This window comes from Streptomyces sp. ISL-66 (assembly GCF_018614135.1).
Classification (GTDB): domain Bacteria; phylum Actinomycetota; class Actinomycetes; order Streptomycetales; family Streptomycetaceae; genus Streptomyces.
Map to the genome: position 1 here is coordinate 117,000 of NZ_JAGGOW010000065.1, position 21,781 is coordinate 138,780.

Sequence of the window (21,781 nt, forward strand, 5' to 3'; positions counted from 1 at the left end):
CCGGCCCTGGTTCCCCCGGCGCGTGTACCCGCCAGGTGCGGGCGGGCTCACCCAAGTCGACAGCGCCTCCCTCGCGCACGCCGCGTTCGGGCTCACCCTCTCAAGCGTGGTTGACGGGGAGGACGTCCGGGGAGAGGGCGTCGGCATGGGCCGTGGCGCTCGTCATCCGCCTGCGGTGGTGGCGGCGGCACAGGACCTCGTAGCCGATCTCCTCCGCCGGGCGGTTCACGTCGCCGACGACCACCTGTGCGCCTTCGACCACCATCTCGCCGCCCACCGTACGGCCGTTGTGCGTGGCGCGGGCGCCGCACCAGCACAGGGCCTCGACTTGGAGCTGTTCCAGGCGGTCCGCCAGCTCGATCAGGCGCTGCGAGCCCGGGAAGAGCTTCGTACGGAAGTCCGTGGTGATGCCGAAGGCGAAGACGTCCAGGCCCAGGTCGTCCACGATGCGGGCCAACTGGTCGATCTGCTCCGGCGCGAGGAACTGGGCCTCGTCCACGATCACGTAGTCCGCCTTACCGCCCTTGGAGAGCTGCGCCACCAGGTACGCGTACAGGTCCATGCCCTCCGGAGCCTCCACCGCCTCCGTCACCAGCCCCAGGCGGGAGGACAGCTTGCCCTCCCCCGCACGGTCGTCACGGGTGAAGATGACGCCCTGAAGCCCTCGCGCGTCGCGGTTGTGGGCGATCTGGAGAGCCAGGGTGCTCTTGGTCGACCAACCTCCATCGTCGGAACCGCTGGCACGCCGACAGGCCCCACGGTCGTCAGCGTGGCCTGGGACGGCTTCGAGCGTCGGCCCCCGGGCCGCTCCATCCGGTTTCACCACGGCGCGGACTTCGGCACGCGCCACCACCAGACGTGGCTCTGCGGGGCCCGGCCCCGCCCGCTGCACAGCCACCATCACCTCCGCCGTCCCGTCCCTGCCGTAGAAGTCGTTCTCATAAGCGCTGAACGGGTGCTGCGCACCTTCACCCCCGGGCCTGGCCGTGCGCGGCAACCGGAGGTGATCGCCTGGTTCGACCTCGCAGCCCAGGGTCAGGGCGAAGGGGTGACGTCCCGGATGACGCTGGTCGAGACCATACGACGGCAGCACCACCGAGCAGCGCTGGGACTGGGCCCTCCGGTCACGAGGGCAGGGCTCGCTGAGCGTCAGCCGGTACGCACCGCCGTGACCGTGAAGCGCTCGACCTCGGAGAGGTGACCGCCGGTGAACGCGACGATCGTCAGCACCGGGTCATGGGCGCCGGTGAACGACACGGACGCGTTCCAAGGCTGCGCGCTCCCGCCGGCCGTGGTACAGCAGGCGGTGCCGAGCGGGGCCGTGGACGAGGGCTGGCGCACCTGCACGCGGATGCTCTCGTCCACACCGGTGATCCGGCCGCCGGTCAGCACCGGGGAGTGCACGACCGATCCGTACGCGGGCGTGGTCAGCGAGAGCGTCGTGTCGTCCGTGCCCACGACCTCCCACGGGGCGTCCGGGCCGTTGCCGTACCGCACGAGGTGGATGACCGCCACGGTGCCCCTGGCCCCCTCGGCGCCCTCGGGCACGCTCAGGCCGACTCCGATCCGGGCATCCCGGCCGCTGACGGTAGGCGAGGACACTCGGCCGACGTCCTGGAAGCCGAGGTAGCCCTGGGTGAAGGAGAGCGCGGTCTGGACCGGGTCGAGATGCCAGGGCTGGTGGCCATCGGAGCGGAAGTCGCGTTCCCACGCCTGGGCTTGGGCGAGCGTGGTGAACGGCCACACGGGCTGGAGGAGCGCGGAGCCGAGGGGCGGCGTGCCGCCGTCGGGCGCGGAGGTGGTCGGCGCGGGCGTACCGGGCGTGACGGGTGCGGTCGGAGTCGGGGAGGGCGCCGGGGACGTGCCCGGTACGGCGGACGGTGATCCCGACGTGGACGGGTGCCCGCCGGAGCCTCCGCAGGCAGTCAGCAGCATGCCGGTCGTGGCCGTCACTGCGAAGAGTCGGGTGAGTCGGAGCCGGATGTTCATGATGACCCCCGGGAACCGGTACCGAGCTTCGGCACCGTCTGTGTGTTCATGGTGCCACCGGTCCGGTCCGCAGCGGCCCCGCGCGGCGGGGGCGCGGAGCTACCCCGTGTTCACGGTCAGCGGCCGCCGTTGGAGCAGGTGCGGATATCCGTCCGCGAAGGCCCATTCGAGGTCCTGCGGCCCCCCGAAGACCAGTACGCAGCGGGAAGCCAGTTCGTGCAGCTCGGTGAGCTGCGCGTCGTCGAGGCACGGCGTTCGGACGCGTTCGGGGGGTACGGCGACCTGAATGGTGCCGCCGAACGGTGCGGGCCGGACGGCGATGTCCTTCATTCCTACGACGCGTTCCAGCACCCGGCCGCTACCGTCGATCCGGTAGCGGTCCGGGACTACCAGGCCTTCGACCACCGACTCGCCCAGCCCCCAACTCGCCTCGACCACCACGATCTCGGAGCCGTCGAGGGGATCACGTGTGAACAGGACGCCAGCGCAGTCAGCTGCCACCAGAGCCTGCACGACCACGGCGATGCACGGTGGCCCCACCAGCCCGAGCCGGTGGCGGTAGGCGAGCGCGGCGGGGGCGCGGGCGGACTCCCGAACGGCCTGGACCGCCTCGGTCAGTGCCTCGGGGGTATCCACGTTGAGACAGCTGAGATGTTGGCCGGCGAAGCTCGCCTGTGCCGAATCCTCGCCCGGGGCGGAGGAACGCACGGCCAGGGGCCGGCCGCCCGGCGCCTGTGATCCGCCCGGCAGCCGGTCGACCGCCGCACGCAGCGCCTCGTGTGCGTCGGCGGCGCCCTCGGCGATCGCGTCCACGAATGGCCAGGAGAGGGCGAGGCCTGGAGGCACAGGCAGCCCGGCGCGGACGGCGATCGCGAGGTTTGCGGCCTTGCCGCCGTACAGGGCCTCGTCTGTTGCGGACCCGAGCGCCACCACGGCGGAACGCCACACTCTCATGACACGACCGCCGCTTCTCCGGCCCGGCCATCCACACGGACCCGGGCTCCGTCAGGAAGTACCGCGGTGGCATCCGTACAGCCGACCACTCCTGGGATCGCGAACTCCCGGGCGACGATGGCCGCGTGGGACAGTGCCCCGCCGCGATCGGTGACGATCGCACCGAGCAGCGGCAAGACGATGTTGAATGCGGTTGTGGTCGCGTTGGTCACCAGGACGTCGCCCGGCTGGAGCCGCCCGAACTCCGCCACGCTGCGGATGACTCGTGCGGTGCCCTCGTAGACTCCGGGGCTCGCACCCAGACCGTGCACGGTCCGTCCCGCGGTACGCGCCTCCGGGGTGCCGAACATCGCCAGGACCACCGCCCCCATTGCCCGTTCCAGTCGGGCGGCTGCGGGAGGCAGCCATTGCGGTGGCAGCGGATCGCCCGGGGGCGGCCCGAGCATGGGCGGGGCGTCGGCATACCGGGCCTGTTCCCGGTAGCGGGCACGCTCCGCCAGTTCGCCGGGGTCCGGGCCTTCGCCGGTACGGACCAGTTCGCGCAGCTCGGCGTAGTCGGCCTCGACCAGGTGGGCGGGGTCGGCGATCCGTCCGGTCCGGACGAGTCGCCGGCCGGCGGCCAGGACAGCGCGGCGGGTGAGGCCGATGGCCGGGAGGTCGGCGTACGATCCGCGTTCGTCGCGCAGCCGGGACACCAGTCGGGCCTCGGAGAGCAGCTCATCGAAGCGACCGCGGTGCAACGGGGGCACCGCGATGCGCAGCTCGGCCGCCAGGGCTGCCTGCTCCTCGGTTGCCCGCTCCTCGTTCGCGAGCGGCGGACCGGCCAGCGTGGTACGGATGGCACTGACGACGAGACCGGGCAGCTCCACGACACAAGGGTCGCCGACGTCCTCACCGTTGACGGGCCGCCAGCCCACCTGGTCGATGTACGCGGTCGCGGCGGCACCGGTCGGGTCCGGCAGCGCGCGCAGCGCGTTCAGTAGCTGCGCGGGTTCGGCGGACGAGGCGAGCAGGTCGCGCGCCTCGCGGTCCGCAGCGACCGCCGCCGTCAGCCGCGCGAGTTCTTCGCCGGCCGCCAACGGGTCCGGGCTCGATCCGGCCAGCGGCGCAAGAATCTGCTCAGGGGCACGGCTGGTCCACTCCCGGCAGTGCGACAGGAGATCGCCCATCGGTAGCAGAGCCGGCATGTTGAACAGATGGTGCAGGTAGCCGGCCCGCCGCTGGTGCTCGCGGCAGCGGTCGAGGTGGGCCAGCAGGCCGACGTCGTCCAGGGCCGCGGGTTCCACCCGCAGCACTGCGTGATGGTCGGCCAGCAGCGACGGCTTCACCTCGCTGTCCCATCGGCGGAGGTCTTCGCGCCACAGCCTGTGCTCGAAGACCGTCGCGCTCGTCGCCAGCCGTTCCCGGATCCGCGGGTCGTCGGCCGCCATGCGCTCCCATGCCTCCCGCGGCGGATGACCCGAGACGTCCGGCGGTGCGCCCACTGGCCGGGGGCAGTAGTAGCTGAAGCCGTTGACGAACACCCAGTCGAGACGCTCCAGCAGCGAGCCGTACCTGCGCAGGCTCTCGCCGAAGCCCCGGTGGAACCCCTCCAGGTAGATCTCGGCATGGAAGCGGGTGACAGGGCGTGTGAAGTGGGTGGCATCGAGGGACCAGGTACCCGGTCCCGGAGGGGCGAACGTGGGTGCGGCGGCGACGTTCATGGCCTTCTCCTCCTCGCCGCTCGAATGATTCGACTGACCAGGTGGCCCAGGTGGCCCAGGCGGCCCAGGTGGCTCAGGTGGCGGCCTTGCCTGCCGGACCCTCCGGATCGCGCTGGAGGGCATCGGTGAGGACCCGGACCGCCCAGGCGGCAGCCTCACCGGCCTCGGCTCCGTCGAGCCCTGCCTGCTCGCGCATCGCTTGCCATGCCGGTGCGCTCACCAGCAGGTAGAGAACCGCCACCGCGCGGCGCCGGGCCGTCGGGGAGGACGCGACGGTCACCTCGGCCAGGGCCGTCTCCACGGAACTGAACCGGTGGGCCCGGCCCTGGCGCCGCAGCGGCAGGGCCGCCTTGGAGTTCAGCATGGCCAGGATCAGCGCCTCGTGCTCGTCGTACGAGCGGTACAGCTCCGGAATCGTCCGGCGCAGTCCTTCCAGGGTGTCCGGGTAGGACAGCATGAGCACGTGGAGATGGGCTTGGGCCCAATCGCCCCATGCCCCGAACAATTCCTCCCGGGTCGGGAAGTGCCGGTAGACGGTGCGTACGGCGATCTTGGCGCGCCGCGCTACGAGCGGGATGGTGAGCTCTTCCACGGTCTCGTCGGCGATGGCCTCGGTGAGCGTCTGGAAGATCCTCTGCCGGGTCTGCTCCAGCTGCTCGGCGCGCAGCGGACTCTCGTACCGGCGTCTCTTATTCATGACACGTTGACGGTACTCCAATAGACGCCAAACCGTCAATAAACGGACATAATTACCCTGGAGGGGGGTCGAGGATCATGCTGACCGCAGCCCTGACCCCGGTCCCCTGCTGTCGGACTCGATCAGAAGTCCCCCACATTCACGCGGTGCGCGAGAACAACCGCGGTCTCCCTCGACGCCGTCGCCGACCAGCTCAACCACCAACCACGCAAAACGCTCGGCTGGGAAACCCCAGCCGAGCGCCTGCAGAAACTGCACGCAGCCTAGACATTGGGCCAGGCAGTCAGGCGTGGTTGACCGGGAGGACGTCCGGGGAGAGGGTGCCCGACCGGGACGCGGACGAGGTCATGCGCTTGCGGTGGTGGCGGCGGCAGAGGACCTCGTAGCCGATCTCCTCCGCCGGACGGTTCACGTCACCGACGACGACCTGGGCGCCCTCGACGACCATGTCGCCGCACACCGTACGGGCGTTGTGCGTCGCGCGGGCGCCGCACCAGCACAGGGCCTCGACCTGGAGCTGCTCCAGGCGGTCCGCCAGCTCGATCAGGCGCTGCGAGCCCGGGAAGAGTTTGGTGCGGAAGTCCGTCGTGATGCCGAAGGCGAAGACGTCCAGGCCGAGGTCGTCGACGATCCGGGCCAACTGGTCGATCTGCTCGGGCGCCAGGAACTGGGCCTCGTCCACGATCACGTAGTCCGCCTTGCCGCCCTTCGACAGTTGGGCGACCAGGTACGCGTACAGGTCCATGCCCGCAGGGGCCTCCACCGCCTCCGTCACCAGGCCGAGGCGGGAGGACAGCTTGCCCTCGCCCGCACGGTCGTCACGGGTGAAGATGACGCCCTGAAGCCCCCGCGCGTCGCGGTTGTGGGCGATCTGGAGCGCCAGGGTGCTTTCGCTGGACCAATGGCCATCGTCCGTACTGCCGGCACGGGAGCCGATCAGGGCCCCGTACCCCCTGTCTCCGTGCTCCGGGCCGGTGCGGACCGCGGGCTACTCCTCGTGAGGCTCGTTCCGCAGGTACCCCGTCACCGCTCGGACGACGGCACTCCGGGCGTTCACCCTGGCGCGGAACCGTGGCGCGTCGAGCGTGACGTGGACGGGCGCCGCGGACCCCTTGCCCAGGACGATGCTCCCGACCGGCGTGCAGTCCTGGCCGGCTTCGAGTGCAGCGGCCGCGCCGAGGAGGCGGAGTTCCACCTGGGCCGTGTCGAAGCGGCTCTCGCGCCATTCCTGGGGCGGCGCATCCGGGTACGCGGGCAGGTCGAACCGGATGAGGACTGACGGGCCCTCCCAGTGCCAGCAGATCTCGCGCACCGTGACGCCGTCGAGTTCGGGCACGGCCTGCTCCCCGTAGACCGCCCGGATGATCTCGGGGTTGTCGATGAACTCGAGCCAGCTCGGTTCCGGCGCGGGTACCGGCGCCCGCGCCTGCTCCTGCGGTGGGGCGACCTCCTCGGGCAGGGGCGGCCGCACCCGGTCGACACGTCGCCGCTCGCTGGCTCCGAATTCCTCGTAGTTCTGACGGGCCTCCCGAAGCGTGACGTGGTTGGGACCACCCACATAGCGGTCGGGATCCCGATAGTCCCCACCGTCGTCCTGCCACCCGCAGACGGGGCAGATCTCGTGATTGCCCGGTACCCCTACGGTCAGGTTCCGGCAGACGATGCAGGGTGATGCACCTGTCGTCACTGTCACTCCAGTCCTGGTTGCTCGTCCCAATAGCGCTTGGCGTTGGCGTTCGTCGCTGTACCGTCCCGCCGAATGGAACTATCGAAATAGGTAATGATTTTACCGGTCTTCAGGTCCTTGGTCCCGAATTCGTTGGTCTCCGGGTCCCAGCGGTAGGCCTTGCCCTCCATCAAGGATTCCTTCTCCCTGACACCCGGCGGCTTCGGCCCGGACATCAAGTCGTCCGCCGCCATCGCGTAGTCGTCCTCGTCGTAGATGTTCAGGTCCCGACCGTGGTCACCGTAGTGCCGGCTCAGGCTCGCCGGGCTGGTCCAGCTTTCCCGCGCCTTCTTGATCTGCGCATCGATTTCCTCGCAGTCCGGATCCGGCGCGAGGCCCAGCAGGCCGAACCGGGTGAACGGATTTCCGACGTAGGCGACTGGATTCGGTGCCGGCCGCAGCCCCAGCGGGTCCGGCGAGAAGTAGCGGGCCGTTTCCGGGTCATACGTGCGGAAGTAGTTGTGATGAAGGCCTGATTCCGCGTCGAAGTACTGGCCCGGGAAACGCAGCGGCGTGTACGCCGTCGCGTCGCGGTTCCACGTGGTGGCGCCCCAAACCGTCGAGCGGCTGCGCCAGGCGATCTTCCCGTCCTCGCCGACCAGCTCCTTCGGGGTGCCGATCAGATCGGTGACGATCGCGAAGAACCGCTCGTCCATCACCTCCTGCGAGGCGTCCGCGATGCGTTCCGTCTGGGTGAGCGGATGGTGACCGTCGTGGTTCCAGGTGAGGGTCACCGCCGGGGCGCCAGAGCCGCCGGCGATCGTGGTCTGCTCGCACAGCGTCGTTCCGTCCCAGGTGAAGAGGGTCTCCTCCACGACCTCAGGCACCACACCGGTCGGCGCGAGGCGCTGTTTGGCCGTGCGGCGGCCCAGCACGTCGTACCGGTAGCGCCAACGCGTGCCGTCCGGGGTCACGACGGCCGAGAGCCGGTCCTCGGCATCCCACTCGTAGCGCCAGGAGTCCGGCTTGCGGGACAGCCTGGTCCGCTGCTGGAGGACCACCCGGCCCCGCTCGTCATGCTCGTAGCGCACTCGGCCCGCCCGGGTGATCCGGGTTCCCGTGTACGCGCGTTCGCCGCGCACCTCTTCTCCGGGATGGCCGTCCGGCCAGGACGCCGAGGTCTGATTGCCAGTCCCGTCGTAGCCGTAGCGCTCCGACCAGCCGTCCGCGTCCACTGCGGTGACCCGCCCGATCGCGTCGAGCGTGAAGGACCGGTCGCCGTTCAGGGCGTCCCCGATCCCCGTCAGGAACCCGTCGTCCCGGTAACCGTAGTCGCGGCGTTGCAGGACGGCGCCGTCCGCGCCGATCACCTGCTGCCCGGTCACCCGCCCCTGGGCATCGAACCGCTGAGCCACGGTGAGGGCCGAGCCGACGGTGCGGCTCACCTCGCGGCCCGCCGCGTCGCGCCCGAAGGCAACGGTCCGCCCGGACGTGGTGAGTTCACCGTGCCGACCGTCGGCGGTGAACGTCCAGAGGCTCCGCGCCCCTGTGGGGGTCGTGCGTCCCACGCGCCTGCCGAGCTCGTCGTAGTCGTACGAGAGCGTCCGGCCGTCCGCGGTCTCCGAGAGTAGCCGCCCGTGCCGGTCCCGCAGCCTGGCCAGCGTGGAACCGTCGGGGGTGGTCGCCGCGGCCAACTCGTCGAAAACGTCGAACTCGTACGTCGTGACGCCGTCCGGGGTCTCCTTGCGGATCACCTGCCCCAGCGCGTTGCGCTCGAAGGCCACCACCTGGCCGGGGCCGTTCGTCCGGGACGAGAGCTGCCCGGAAGCGTCGTAAACGGAGTCGACGGTCCGGCCGTCGAAGTCCGTCTCCGACACCAGCCGGCCCGCGGCGTCGTACACGTACGTCCACTCGGCACCGTGCGGGCCCGTCACCCGGACCGGGCGCAATTCGGCGTCGTAGGCGAACTCGTACCGCACCCCGTCCGGGGTGGTCCGTGCCGACATCAGGTCGAAGTCGGTGTACTCGTACACCGTCGTTCCACCCACCGCGTCCGTGTGGGTGAGGCAGTTGCCCTCGCCGTCGTACGTCCAGGACTGCTCGGTCCCGTCCGGGGCGATCCGGCGGAAAGGCTTCCCTTCCACCGTCCACTCCATGCGGGTGACCGCGCCCAGCGGATCGGCGAAACGCACGACCCGGCCGAAGGCGTCCCGCTCGAAGCGGGTGACCGCGCCGCGCGGGTCCGTCACCCGGTACGGCAGGCCCGCGGCATCGGAGTCGATGCGGACGATGGCCCCCAGCGGGTTCGTCTGCGCAACCAGAGAGCCCCGCTCATCGTGCTCCAGCACGGTCGTCGACCCGGTCGGCGAGGTCATCGACGTACGGTTGCCACGCTCGTCATAGGTCTGACGGAAGACCCGGCCGTCGGGGTTCACCACCCGAGTCGGAAGGCCGAGGTCGTTGTACTCCATCCTGCCCACGCGCCCGTCCGGCCGCTCCAGGGCCGTGAGGAGACCGCGCCCGTCGTAGGTGCGCCGGGTGACGTGGCCCAGCGCGTCCGTCTCCATGACCGGCAGGCCCCGCCGGTCGTACGCGTGGCGCGTGATGGCTCCGAGCGCGTCGATCGACGCGACCACGCGGTAGGCGTCATCGATCAGATATCGGCGGATGTGCCCCTCACCCGTGGTGGTCGTGGTGACGCGCAGCCCCGTCCCTGGGTCGACCGTGTCGTAGGTGAGGGTGAGGGTGAGGGCCAGCTGCCCGTCGGTGCCTCCTTCGGCGACGCACCGGTCCTGGTCGTCGTACGCGTAGGTGAAGCGGCGGTCGTTGGTGTCCGTCCATGAGGTGATGCGGCCGCGCTCGTCCTAGGCGAGGCGCAGCGGCAGGCCCGAGGAGTTGACGACCTCGGTGAGGTTTCCGTGGGTGTAGCCGTACGCGAGGACGCGCGGGCCGCCGGTCAGGTGGAGGCCGGTGACGCGGCCCTCGACAGTCTCGAAGCGCAGATGGTAGCCGCCGCTGTGGGCGATGCCCAGGGGGATGCCCTCGGCGTCGTACTCGAAGGTGATCGTGTTGCCGTTGCGGTCCTCGACGCGGTCGATGACCGCGTGTCCGTACCCGTCACCGTCATCCTCGGCGCCGGTGGGAGCGGCGAAGAACCGGATACGGCCCAGGGCCGGGTCGGTGACGGCGTAGTCACCCTCCGGGGTACGGTCCAGCGTCCATCGGGGACCACTGGTGGCGAACACCGGCACGCCGGGGGCGGGATGCGGGTATGGGAGGACCAGACCGTCGGCGGTGACCAGGACGACGCCCTCGGGGTCGATCTCCAAGTGTTCGTCGATGGTGGAGGACCAGGACGGGCCGAACCAGCGGCCGGCCGTGTACCCGGACTCGGCACGGCGGGTGAAAACCAGGGGCAGGGTGCCGGGCAGGACGATGTCCGTCTGTGGAAGGAACATCCGGAGAAACCGGCGCCCTGCGACGCGCCGGCCGCGTCCGCGCCCGCCTCCCGCAACTCCCCGATCGCGGCCCGCAGACCGTCCCGGATGTTCTTGACCGCCGCCGGCGAGACCTCAAGATCCCCGTCACCCGCCATCAGGCCGCCACCCCGCCACCGGTGACATCCACCGCACTGCCCTCGGGCACGATCCCCGCGACCGGCGGGAAGAACATCGACCCGTCCGCGTCCGCCACGTCCACCACCACACCCGCCGGACCGTCCGCCATCGGAACCACCGCGTCCACCAGCCGCGCACCCAGCACCGAGAGGAACTCCCACTCCCGGTCCGACTCCCCGCGCGCCGCCGCGAACCTCGCCAGCGCCTCCTCGTCGGTGAACGCGTAAATCCACCGGATCCCACCTGACACCGCCGACATCAGACCGCCCCCGGGGCCATCCGCGAGCGGCACGAGCAGCACCGCCCGCCGAAACTCACCCACCAGCCGGGCAGGATCACCCATTCCATCCCGTATCGCGGCGATTTCCCTGGTCAGTTCCATGGCCCGTGCCCCTCCAGCGCCGGTCGGCGTCCTTGAGGGAAACGCTATCGGGAGCCCCTCCGGTTCCGCTCAGGCCCCTTGTGAGGCCTCCGTCACCAGGCGGCCGAAGAGGGTGGTCAGGCGTGGTTGACCGGGAGGACGTCCGGGGAGAGGGCGCCGGCGTGGGCCGCTGCCGAGGTCATGCGCTTGCAGTGGTGGCGGCGGCAGAGGACCTCGTAGCCGATCTCCTCCGCCGGGCGGTTCACGTCGCGGACCACGACCTGCTCGCCCTCGACCACCATCTCCCCGCCCACCGTACGGGCGTTGTGCGTGGCACGGGCCCCGCACCAGCACAAGGCCTCCACCTGGAGCTGCTCCAGGCGGTCCGCCAGCTCGATCAGGCGCTGGGAGCCGGGGAACAGCTTCGTACGGAAGTCCGTCGTGATGCCGAAGGCGAAGACGTCCAGACCCAGGTCGTCGACGATCCGGGCCAACTGGTCGATCTGGGCAGGGGCCAGGAACTGGGCCTCGTCCACGATCACGTAGTCCGCCTTGCCGCCCTTGGAGAGCTGGGTCACCAGGCACGCGTAGAGGTCCATGCCCGCCGGCGCCTCCGCCGCCTCCGTCACCAGGCCCAGACGCGAGGACAGCTTGCCCTCGCCCGCGCGGTCGTCCCGCGTGAAGATCACGCCCTGAAGCCCCCGCGCGTCGCGGTTATGGGCGATCTGGAGCGCCAGACGCAACTCGGGTCGCTGCCCCGGTACTGCCTACCAGAGCCGGGTTGCGCAACCCGTCGTCCGGACAGACGCTGAGCCATCTCCTGCAGGTCAGCCTGCTGTTGGGCGAGGTCGGGCGACTGCTGCACCACTGGTCGCCACCCCACAGGCCGAAATTCGAGATCCACATCAGAAGTGAGGGGTCGGGAGTCGGCCGAGCTCGCCCTCGCGTGCGCATTCGCGAAGGCCTTGCGCTGATGACGTCTGCATCAACGCAACTGGCCACCGTGTAGCGGTGGTCCGGATTCACGGGTGCGGATTACCCGTCAGAACGACTACGTGATAGGACTGTTCGATTGTCGTTCTACCTGACCACGGGGGGTGGGGCATGTCTGTCACGGTGCCCGACTGGGCTGACACACTTTTGGACCTGATCGGCGTGGCCTGGCCGAATGTGGACGAGGACGCCTACCGGGACATGGCCGACTCGCTCCGCGAGTTCGCCGACGACCTGCTGGACGACGGCCAGCTCGCCAACAACCACGTCGAACGCCTGCTGTCCGCCAGCAAGGGCGAGTCGATCGAGGCCCTGAACCAGCACTGGAACACGGTCAAGGGCAAGCACTTCAAGGATATCGCGGGCGCCGCCCGCACCATCGCCGGCGCCATGGACATGGCCGCCGGAGCCGTCGAGGGCATGAAGGCCGCCGCCCTCGTCCAGCTCGGCTACCTCGCCGCCGAAGCCGGCATCGCCCTCTCCCTCATCCCCGTCACGGCGGGCCTCTCCGCACTGTTCGGCGCCGCCGCGATGCGTCTGACCCAAGAGGTCATCAAGCGCCTCATCAAGGAATGCGTCGAGGAGGCCGTCGGCTACATCGTCTCCGCGATGACCGAACCGGCCGTCGCTGCCCTGGAGGGCATGGCCGCCGACCTCGTCGTCCAGCTCGGCTCGATGGCCCTCGGGTTCCAGGACGGCGTCGACCTCGACCAGACCAAGAACGCAGGCAAGGACGGCTTCAACGACGGCGTCCAATCCGGGAAGGAATCCCTCCACCTCGCCTCCGCAGGTGGCTCAGGCGGAGGCACAGGCGCAGGCACCGGCCTGGTCGACCTCCACATCGAGCACTCCGAACACACCCGGGCCGGCACCAGCCTCAACAACGTCAGTACCGGCATCCACGGCAAGACGACATCGAAGCTGACCAAGGCCAAGTCCCACCACGGCCGCACCCGAGGCCGCGACTCCATCGCCCAGGCCATCGACCCCGCAGCCGACAAAGCCATGGCAGCCCTCGTCAAGGCCACCAAAGCGATGGGCGACCACGTCGGCACCACCCTCCCCAAAGCCGTCAAACTGATATCCACCGACCACAAGAAGAACGACCAGGCCATCCACGACGACTTCAACCGCCTGAAGGGCAAGAACGACCAGGACGGCAAGGGAGGAAGGAGGGGCCCGGCCGACCACGGTAAAGGTGAGGAATCGGCCCGCACCAAACCGAACTCGGCTCAGGACGCCAAGGACGCCCCGCGCAGCAACGCCATATCTCTCGACAAGACCGTCTGTAAGAACGATCCCGTCGACGTGGCAACCGGCAAGATGCTGCTCCCGCAGACGGACCTGACCCTGCCCGGTGTGCTGCCCCTGGCGCTTCGCCGTACGCACGTGTCGACCTACCGGTACGGACATTGGTTCGGCCGCAGCTGGGCCTCCACCCTGGACGAACGGATCGAACTCGACCCGGTGGGCGCAGGTGCTGTCTGGGTCCGGGAGGACGGCTCACTACTGGTCTACCCGCGGCTTCCGCGGCCGGACGAGGAGCAGGTGCTGCCGCTGGAAGGTGAGCGGCTGCCACTGGTCCACGGCGGTGAAGACGAAGGCGAGACCCGATACCAAGTCTTCGACGCACACGGCGGGGTTACCCGAACCTTCACCGGAAGTCCTTATCGAGCCTCCCCCGCATACTGGCTGGCCGAAGTCCGCGATCGTAACGACAACCGCATAGGTTTCAACCGCCGTTCCGACGGAGCCCCCCTGTCCGTGGTGCACTCGGGCGGATACACGGTCAGCCTCACCGCCGACACCTCCCGCGTCACAGCGCTCGCCCTCCAGGGACCGGAGGGCGTGGAAACCGTCCTCCGCTACGGCTACGATCCGGCCGGCGACCTCACATCACTGATGGGCCCGGAGCGTGTCGACGCTCCCCCCATGCGTTTCACCTACGACGCCGACAGCCGCGTCACCTCGTGGACCGACCGGAATCTGTCCACGTTTCGGTACGTCTATGATGCGGTCGGCCGCGTCATCAACACCGTGGGACCCGACGGCATCCTTTCCTCACGTTTCGCCTACGGCGTCCACCCCCAGACCGGACACCGCGTCACCTCCTACACCGACTCCACCGGCGCCACCACGGTCCTCCACCTCAACGACCGGCTCCAGGTCGTTTCCGAGACCGATCCACTCGGCCATACGACCCATCTGACCTGGGACGCGTACGACCGCCCTCTGAACCGGACCGACCCGCTCGGCCACACCACCGAGCTGACCTGGGACGAAGCGGGCAATCTCACCGCCGTCCAACTGCCTGACGGCTCGGTCTCCACGGCGCGCTACAACGCGCTGAACCTGCCGGTCGAGGTGACAGCGCCGGATGGCACCGTATGGGAGCAGTACTTCGACGGCCTGGGCAACTGCACCGGCACCCGCGGGCCCGACCACGCTCTCACTCAATTCACCCACGACCGCACCGGTGCGGTCGCGTCGTTCACGGACGCTCTCGGCTCCACGACGCGCATCCGCGCCAACCGCGCGGGACTTCCCCTGGAGATCACCAGTTCCGACGGGGGCGTCACCACGGTGGAGCGCGACCACCGGGGCCGCCCCATCCGGCTCACCGATCCCGCGGGCAGCGCGCAGCGCTTCATCTGGGATGCCGACGACCGGCTGCTGCACCGCGTCACGGCCGACGGCAACCGCGAGTCCTGGCGCTGGGACGCTGAGGGCAACTGCCTCGCCCACACGGACACCCACGGCGGTGTCACAGCCACCGAGTACGGGCACTTCGACAAGCCCCTCGCCCGTATCGCGGCAGACGGGGCTCGCCATGAGCTGCGCTACGACACCGAACTGCGCCTGGTTCAGGTGACCAACCCGCTCGGACAGACATGGGGCTACACCTACGACCACGCGGGACGGCTCGTAGCTGAGGCCGACTTCGACGGCCGCCGGACTCACTACGCCTACGATCAGGCGGGTCGTCTGACATCCCGTACGGGCCCTCAGGGAGTGTCGGCCGCGTACACGTGGGACTCCATGGACCGGTTGACCGCCCGCGAGGTCGAAGGGCACCTCGTCCTCTACACCTACGACCGTGCCGGCGAACTCGTCTCCGCCCGGTCGCCGGGCTCCGCCGTCGCCATGGAACGCGACGCCATGGGACGGCTGATCTCCGAAACCGTCGACGGTCGCACCAGCCGCTATAGCTACGACCTGCTGGGGCGCCGTATCTCGCGCACGACGCCCTCCGGTGCTGTCAGCCACACCACCTACAGCGAAGCGGGCGACCGCCTCTCGCTCACGACCGACGGACACACGACCGCCTTCACCCACGACGTGCTCGGCCGGGAACTGACCCGCACCTGGGGATCGTCGTCGGCCCCCGCCTCCCTGCATACGGCGTGGGACACGCGCAGCCGGCCCGTCAGCCAGTCCGTGACCAGCGGCGGCACCGCCTCACCCGTCCGGAACTACACGTATCGCGCCGACGGGTACCCGGTGCGGATCACGGAGTCGGTAGCCGGGGCCAGGTGGGACAAGCAGATCTCACTCGACCCCATGGGGCGACCGCTCAGCATCGAGGCACCCGGCTGGAAGGAGACGTACGCGTACGACGGCGCGGGCAACCAGACCCAAGCCGACTGGCCGCTAGCAGCCGGCCACAGCGAAGCCCGTGGACCTCGCACCTACGTCGGAACCCGTGTGGCATCCGCTGGCGCTGTCACCTACGAACACGACGGGGAAGGCCGCGTTGTCATGCGACGGTGCGCCAGACTCTCCCGCAAGCCCGACATCTGGCGCTACACCTACGACGCCGAAGACCACCTGGTCTCCTGCACCACCCCGGACGGCGCTTTGTGGCAGTACACATACGACCCACTGGGGCGGCGTACCGCCAAACACCGTATGTCCCCTGACGGCCTGGCGGTCATCGAGACCGTCCAGTTCACATGGGACGGATCCCTCCTGGTCGAGCAATCCGACTCCGCCACGCGGACTGTGCTCACCTGGGAGTACGAGGGCCACCGCCCGCTGAGCCAGTACGAGCGCCGGGAAGTGGACGCCGCAGAGGTCAACAGCCGCTTCTTCGCCATCGTCACCGACCTGGTCGGTGCGCCGACCGAGCTGGTGACCGAGTCCGGTGAGACGGCCTGGCGCGCCCGTTCGGCATGCTGGGGCACCACCGGCTGGGGCAAGGACGCCACCGCGTACACCCCGCTGCGCTTCCCCGGACAGTACGCCGATCCCGAGACCGGCCTGCACTACAACTACTTCCGGCACTACGACCCGGACACCGCTCGTTACACCAGCCCCGACCCACTCGGCCTGTCACCAGCGCCCAACCCCTCGACATACGTCCTCAACCCCTGGGCGTGGAGCGACCCACTGGGCCTGGCACCGAAGCGCTGCCAGATGGACGCATACGATTGGGAAGGGAGCATCCGCTACGGCCGCCTCGATCACCTCGGACGCCCCACCGGCGTCTACGCCTGCCTTCGGCCCGAGATCCTGGACGCGAAGAAGGGAACGGCCGCCGGCAAGCTCAAGCCCCCGGGCTGGCGCGGCAACGGAACGGACTTCAACGAGGCGCGTGGTCATCTGCTCGCCGACCGGCTCGGGGGAGCCGGTACCGGAACAAAGGCCTATCACAACCTGGTCACACAGACCCAGGACCCCACGAACTCGCCGGACCAGCGCGACCAGATAGAACAGGTGATCTTCGACGCGGTCAGGAGGGGCAACGGTGAAGTCATCCAGTACAACATCAAGCCGATCTACGAGGGAGCCAACCCCATACCCATCCGTCTGGACTTCACAGCATTCGGGAACAGGGGCTTCACCTTCACCCACAGCCTCGAGAACCCCGCGGCCGGCGTCAGAACCGGCGTGTAGCACAGGCCCCGAACAGCAAGTGAGGATCACATGACCCGCACCACCCCGCCCCGCCCGGTCGACGCCGAGGCCATGTTCCCCGCCCTCGCCGACTACCGCCATACCAGCACCCGCCTCCACCCGCGCCACGGCTCCCCGAAAGCTGACGACAGTTCGGTAGCCGGGCCGTTCCTGTGGCCCGTCGACGAGCCGTGGCCCGTGTGCACCGCGGTCCATCCCAAGGGCAGGGGCCACCTGCTGTCAGACGTGCGCCTCCAGCGGCGGATCCTCGACGAGGCATGGCACCGCGATCCCGGGTCGGGTCCCACCGACGCGGAACGCGAGGTCTTGGACGCCCTCCAGCCAGGAACGCACGCCCCGCAGATCGGCGACGCGGACCCGATTCCGCTGCTCGCCGCCGCGCAGCTCTTCGCCCGCGACATCCCCGACCTCACCGGGGGGCCGGACGGCTGTGACCTGCTCCAGGTCCTGTGGTGTCCCTTCGAAGCGCACGGCCCCGACCGGACCATCGACGTCGTGCTGAAGTGGCGGCGCTCCCAGGACGTGGGCGAGGTCCTCGCCGTGGTCCCCGAACCCGTGGTGGTGGGCAGGGCCGAATGCGTCCCGAACACGTGCGAACTTCACCCCGAACAAGTGGTGGAGCACGAGTACGAGGGTCTGCTGGACGAAGACCTTCAGGAGGTCATCGAAGTCTGGGAGGTGGGAGACGACGAAGAGGACGATGACGCCTTCGACTCCTCCGCCCCCTCCAACTTCGACACGTACGAGGAGTACGAGGCTGCCATGGCCGCCGCGCGCGCGGATGAGGATGACGAGGTCACCTACCGGGGTGATCTGTCCATCGCGCCCGGTTGGAAGGTCGGCGGCTTCGCCTCGTGGCACCTCACCGACCCGGCGCACATTGCCTGCGGAGTCTGCGGAACACCCATGCCTCCCTTGCTCACCGTGGCCGTCAGTGAATGGGACGGCACCTCGGAGAGCTGGATCCCGCTGGAGGATCAGGACTCCCTACCGGACAGCCGGATCAGTGACCCGACCGCCGTCTACCTCGGCCGCGGCCTTATGCGCGTCCACACCTGCCCCGCCACCCCTACGCATCCGCACCAGCTCAGCTTCCAGTAGACGGACGTTCCCGACGGGTGACGCGTTTCTCCCAGCGGACCAGTCTGCCGGCGTACTCTGGATCGTGGCGGCTGCGCGCGCGGCATAGTAGACCAGCACAATCCACACGCCATCGAGAACCGCCGCAACAGGCTCTGGCCCTCAGGCGTGGTTGACCGGGAGGACGTCCGGGGAGAGGGCGCCGGCGTGGGCCGCGGCCGAGGTCATGCGCTTGCGGTGGTGGCGGCGGCAGAGGACCTCGTAGCCGATCTCCTCCGCCGGGCGGTTGACGTCGCCGACGACGACCTGGGCGCCCTCGACGACCATCTCGCCGCCCACCGTACGGGCGTTGTGCGTGGCGCGGGCGCCGCACCAGCACAGGGCCTCCACCTGGAGATGCTCTATGCGGTCCGCCAGCTCGATCAGCCGCTGCGAGCCGGGAAAGAGCTTCGTGCGGAAGTCCGTGGTGATGCCGAAGGCGAACACGTCCAGGCCGAGGTCGTCGACGATGCGTGCCAGCTGGTCGACCTGCTCCGCAGCCAGGAACTGGGCTTCGTCCACGATCACGTAGTCCGCCTTGCCTCCCTTGGAGAGTTGGGCGACGAGGTATGCGTACAGGTCCATGCCCTCCGGCGCCTCCACCGCCTCCGTCACCAGGCCCAAGCGCGAGGACAGCTTGCCCTCGCCCGCCCGGTCGTCACGGGTGAAGATCACGCCCCGGAGTCCCCGCGCGTCGCGGTTATGGGCAATCTGGAGAGCCAGTGTGCTCTTTCCGCAGTCCATCGTTCCGGAGAAGAACACCAGCTCGGGCATGGGAAGTACGGGGCCTTTCGGGTCAGGGGGACGGCCGGGCGGGGCGTGAGCGGGGTGCGGCGGCGTCAGGAGCGGATTTCGAGCAGCGGGACGAGCTGCTCGGCGGCGGTCATCGAGCCGTGCATTCCGGTGAGGGCCGACTCGTTGGGCTCATTGCGCGAGGCGGTGATCGCGACATCGGCCTGGGCCGCGGCGACCACGTCGCCGATCCGGCCGAGGACCCTCTCGTCGCACTCCCCCGGCACCCCGAACCAGCCGAGTTCCAGGGCCTCTTCGCGGCTCGCGATCCAGAACCGGTCGCCGAGCACCTCGCGCCACACGGTCAGGACGTCCGCCTCGGCGCCCGGTACCGCGTACACGTGCCGGGCCCGGCCTTCGCCGCCCAACAGGGCGACGCCCGCGCCGAGTTCCCAGTCGTCGTCGTAGTCGATGCGGGAGTCCTCGTCGAACGGGACGTCCACCATCCCGTGGTCGGCGGTCACGTACAGCGCGGTGCGCGGCGGCAGTTGCTCGGCGAGCCGCTGGACGAGCCGGTCCACGTACATCAGTTGGCCGCGCCAGGCGTCGGAGTCGACACCGTGCCGGTGACCGGCCCCGTCGAGCTCGCTGTAGTACGTGTACACGAGCGAGCGGTCGCCGGCCGCGAGGCGCTCGGCCGCGAGGTCCATGCGCTCCTCGCCGGTCATCCGGCCGAGGAAGGTGCCGCCGCTCAGCGCGACCTTGGTGAGCGGGGTGGTCTGGAAGGCGGGCGAGGACACCTGCGCGGTGGCCACGCCGGCCGCGTCCGCCTGCTGGAAGACCGTCGGGTACGGCTGCCAGGGCTTGGGCGGGGTCCACGGGTGCCAGCGGAGCTGGTTCATCAGTTCGCCGGTGGCGGGGTTGCGCACGGTGTAGCCGGGCAGGCCGTGCCGTGCGGGCGGCAGGCCGGTGCCGACCGAGGCCAGCGAGGTGGCGGTGGTCGCCGGGAAGCCGGCGGTGAGCGGCCGGCCGGTGCCGCCGCGCGAGGTGCCGAGCAGGGAGGTGAGGTACGGGGCCTCGTCCGGGTGGGCCTTGATCTGCTCCCAGCCCATGCCGTCGACGAGGAACACGCAGTTCCGGTCGGCCGGGGTCAGCTCGGTGATCACGGGCTCGAAGCCGGGTACGCCCTGGCCCGCGACGAGGGTGGGCAGCAGATCGGCGAGCGAGCCGGCGCCGTACTGCGGGGCGGGGGCACCGGCGAGGTCCAGCAGCTCCGGCTCGTCCTGCCAGCTCTGCGCGATGGAGTGCGCCATCAGCGGGCGGGGCCGGCGGACGTGGCCGCCGTGGCTTCGGAGAGGGCCTGGGCGAAGCGCAGGGTCTGGCGGACCGCCTCCGGGCCGTCGCCCGCCTCGCTGACGCGCAGGCTGAGGTCGTCGGCGGTGGAGTTGCCGGTGTAGCCGTGGTCGGAGTCGCAGTTGGGGTCGCCGCAGGCGGCGGGCTCCAGGTCGATGCGCGAGACCGCGCCCCAGCCGATGGTCAGGACGACCTCGCGGGGCAGGGTGCCGGGGGTGTAGGACTCCGGGTTGGCGACGACGCGGCTGAGCACCACGGAGGAGATGCTGGCCAGCTTGACCGACTCGGTGGAGGTGGTCGCGTACGGCGACGGGGATCCGGCGTCGGCGGCCTGCTCGTCGGTGTGGCTCACGATGAAACGGTTGCCGGTGAGGACCAGCACGGTGACGTGCCGGCGCACCTCGTTGGAGTCGAAGGTCGTCTCCTGGTGGACCAGGTACGACGAGATCGGCTCGCCGCCCACCGCGGCCTCCACGGCCTCGGCCACGAGGGCCGGGTAGTAGCCGCTGCGCTCGATCGCCGTGCGCAGCCCCTGGGTCGTCGTACCGGATTTCGCCATGAGGTCCATCCTAAGGCCCGTGCGGGGCACCCCGGCCGCCCCGGACGCCGCCGGTACGGGCTCAGTAGCTGGGCAGGGTCCGCGGCCCGAGGTCGCCGCGGGCCGGCGGATGGGCGACGCGGACGGCGGCGCTCAGTACGGACAGCCCCTCGGTGGCCACGACCACCGGTTCCAGGGCGACCCCGACCACCTCGGGGTGGTCGTCGACGAGCCGCGACAGGCGCAGGAGCAGCTCCTCCAGCGCAGGGGTGTCCACGGGGTCGCTTCCGCGCCATCCGAAGAGCAGCGGGGCGGTGCGGATGGACCGGATCAGGCTCGCCGCGTCCCGGTCGGTGGCCGGGACCAGCCGGTGCGCGGTGTCGCCCAGCAGTTCGGAGGCGACTCCGGCGAGCCCGAAGGAGAGGACGGCCCCCGCCGCGGGGTCGATGACGGAGCGGACGACGGTGTCGACGCCGCGCGGGACCATCGCCTGGACCACGGGGAGGAGCTCCTGCGGCTTGCCGAGGGTCGCGGTGAGTTCCTCGTAGGCGCGGCGCAGTCCGGCCTCGGTGGTGAGGTCGAGTCGTACGCCTCCGAGATCGGCGCGGTGGCGCAGGTGGGGGGCGGTGGTCTTGAGCGCGACGGGGTAGCCGAGGACCTTGGCGGCGCGGGCGGCGGCGTCCGCGCTGGGGGCGGGGAGGGTGGAGTGCACCCGGATCCCGTAGCGGGCGAGCAGCTCGCGGGCGTCCGGGGCCTCCAGCGTCAGCACGTCGTGTTCCGCCACGCCGGCCAAGAGCCGGGACACCTGCGCGGCGGTCCCGCCCTCGTCGATGTCCTCGTACTCGGGCACCTGCCCCGGTTCGGCGGTGGCCCGGCGCCACTGTCCGTACCGCACGGCCTCGGCGACGGCCTTGACGGCCCGCTCGGCGGCGGGGTAGCTCGGGATCCGGGTCTCGCCCTGTTCGTGGGGCGCGGGCGGGGCGGCGGGGGTCGCCGCCGGGTCCGGACCGGGGGCGGACGCGGCGCGCAGGCCGGGGGACGGGGTGCCCGTGGTGCCGGCCGACGGGCGGCCGGCACGCGCGGAGCCCGAGGTGCCGGTCGGCCGCCCGGCCGATGCGTCCGCCGAAGCATCGGCGGAAGCA

General features: G+C 70.3%; 17 protein-coding genes and 2 pseudogenes. 3 read left to right on the forward strand and 16 right to left on the reverse strand.

The genetic code is table 11. The features are described from left to right. Positions 1 to 100 precede the first annotated feature (100 nt). From J7E97_RS13770 to J7E97_RS13790, 5 genes are all read right to left on the reverse strand, one after another. Complete coding sequence (locus J7E97_RS13770) at positions 101 to 826, reverse strand: thymidine kinase (protein ID WP_308346492.1); 726 nt, start codon at positions 824 to 826, stop codon at positions 101 to 103. A gap of 323 nt (positions 827 to 1,149) precedes the next feature. Further along, on the reverse strand, positions 1,150 to 1,989 hold the full coding sequence (locus J7E97_RS13775; protein ID WP_215026552.1) for a hypothetical protein: 840 nt from the start codon (positions 1,987 to 1,989) through the stop codon (positions 1,150 to 1,152). A 99-nt stretch (positions 1,990 to 2,088) separates the two neighbouring features. Continuing rightward, on the reverse strand, positions 2,089 to 2,943 hold the full coding sequence (locus tag J7E97_RS13780; protein WP_215026555.1) for a PEP/pyruvate-binding domain-containing protein: 855 nt from the start codon (positions 2,941 to 2,943) through the stop codon (positions 2,089 to 2,091). Further along, positions 2,940 to 4,646 (reverse strand): PEP-utilizing enzyme, encoded by a 1,707-nt coding sequence (locus J7E97_RS13785; protein WP_215026557.1) that lies wholly within the window; start codon positions 4,644 to 4,646, stop codon positions 2,940 to 2,942. The genes J7E97_RS13780 and J7E97_RS13785 overlap by 4 nt, the downstream gene beginning before the upstream one ends. Positions 4,647 to 4,719: 73 nt before the next feature. Then, on the reverse strand, positions 4,720 to 5,343 hold the full coding sequence (locus J7E97_RS13790) for a TetR/AcrR family transcriptional regulator (RefSeq protein WP_215026559.1): 624 nt from the start codon (positions 5,341 to 5,343) through the stop codon (positions 4,720 to 4,722). A 141-nt stretch (positions 5,344 to 5,484) separates the two neighbouring features. Here J7E97_RS13790 and J7E97_RS36985 point away from each other — a divergent pair. Next, positions 5,485 to 5,610 (forward strand): annotated as a pseudogene (locus tag J7E97_RS36985) (IS30 family transposase); the annotation flags it as partial. A gap of 16 nt (positions 5,611 to 5,626) precedes the next feature. On the opposite strand, the gene J7E97_RS13795 reads toward J7E97_RS36985, so the two are convergent. From J7E97_RS13795 to J7E97_RS13815, 7 genes and pseudogenes are all read right to left on the reverse strand, one after another. Next, positions 5,627 to 6,280, reverse strand: a complete 654-nt coding sequence (locus J7E97_RS13795) for a thymidine kinase (RefSeq protein WP_215026595.1) — start codon at positions 6,278 to 6,280, stop codon at positions 5,627 to 5,629. Between the two features lie 51 nt (positions 6,281 to 6,331). Continuing rightward, positions 6,332 to 7,036, reverse strand: a complete 705-nt coding sequence (locus J7E97_RS13800) for a CPCC family cysteine-rich protein (RefSeq protein WP_308346493.1) — start codon at positions 7,034 to 7,036, stop codon at positions 6,332 to 6,334. Then, complete coding sequence (locus J7E97_RS13805; protein ID WP_285428162.1) at positions 7,033 to 9,480, reverse strand: RHS repeat-associated core domain-containing protein; 2,448 nt, start codon at positions 9,478 to 9,480, stop codon at positions 7,033 to 7,035. Before J7E97_RS13805 ends, J7E97_RS13800 begins: the two co-directional genes overlap by 4 nt. An 18-nt stretch (positions 9,481 to 9,498) precedes the next feature. Beyond that, positions 9,499 to 9,861 (reverse strand): annotated as a pseudogene (locus J7E97_RS36605) (hypothetical protein); the annotation flags it as partial. Positions 9,862 to 9,873: 12 nt separating this feature from the next. Then, a complete protein-coding gene (locus J7E97_RS36610; RefSeq protein ID WP_285428150.1) occupies positions 9,874 to 10,467 on the reverse strand; it encodes a DUF6531 domain-containing protein in 594 nt (197 codons plus the stop codon). Between the two features lie 136 nt (positions 10,468 to 10,603). Then, complete coding sequence (locus J7E97_RS13810) at positions 10,604 to 11,008, reverse strand: SseB family protein (RefSeq protein WP_215026563.1); 405 nt, start codon at positions 11,006 to 11,008, stop codon at positions 10,604 to 10,606. Positions 11,009 to 11,124: 116 nt separating this feature from the next. Then, positions 11,125 to 11,730: a thymidine kinase gene (locus tag J7E97_RS13815; protein ID WP_215026565.1), complete on the reverse strand. Its 606-nt coding sequence runs from the start codon at positions 11,728 to 11,730 to the stop codon at positions 11,125 to 11,127. Positions 11,731 to 12,091: 361 nt separating this feature from the next. On the opposite strand from J7E97_RS13815, the gene J7E97_RS13820 reads away from it, so the two are divergent. Both J7E97_RS13820 and J7E97_RS13825 read left to right on the forward strand, forming a co-directional pair. After that, the gene (locus J7E97_RS13820; RefSeq protein ID WP_215026567.1) at positions 12,092 to 16,876 is read left to right on the forward strand and encodes a DUF6531 domain-containing protein; all 4,785 of its coding nucleotides are present in this window, start codon (positions 12,092 to 12,094) and stop codon (positions 16,874 to 16,876) included. Between the two features lie 30 nt (positions 16,877 to 16,906). Further along, a complete protein-coding gene (locus J7E97_RS13825; protein WP_215026570.1) occupies positions 16,907 to 17,998 on the forward strand; it encodes a hypothetical protein in 1,092 nt (363 codons plus the stop codon). Positions 17,999 to 18,139: 141 nt separating this feature from the next. Here the strand turns inward: J7E97_RS13825 and J7E97_RS13830 are convergent, their stop codons facing one another. The 4 genes from J7E97_RS13830 to J7E97_RS13845 form a co-directional block, all read right to left on the reverse strand. Then, positions 18,140 to 18,790: a thymidine kinase gene (locus J7E97_RS13830; RefSeq protein WP_215026573.1), complete on the reverse strand. Its 651-nt coding sequence runs from the start codon at positions 18,788 to 18,790 to the stop codon at positions 18,140 to 18,142. Positions 18,791 to 18,855: 65 nt separating this feature from the next. Continuing rightward, entirely contained in the window at positions 18,856 to 20,061 is a 1,206-nt protein-coding gene (locus J7E97_RS13835; RefSeq protein WP_215026576.1) for an alkaline phosphatase family protein, read from the reverse strand. Further along, positions 20,061 to 20,660 carry a DUF5998 family protein gene (locus J7E97_RS13840; RefSeq protein WP_215026579.1) on the reverse strand — a complete coding sequence of 200 codons (600 nt, stop codon included), beginning with the start codon at positions 20,658 to 20,660 and terminating at the stop codon, positions 20,061 to 20,063. Before J7E97_RS13840 ends, J7E97_RS13835 begins: the two co-directional genes overlap by 1 nt. Positions 20,661 to 20,721: 61 nt before the next feature. After that, positions 20,722 to 21,781, reverse strand: a 1,060-nt coding sequence (locus J7E97_RS13845; protein ID WP_251054419.1) for an acetate--CoA ligase family protein, incomplete at its 5' end; no start/stop codon positions are given.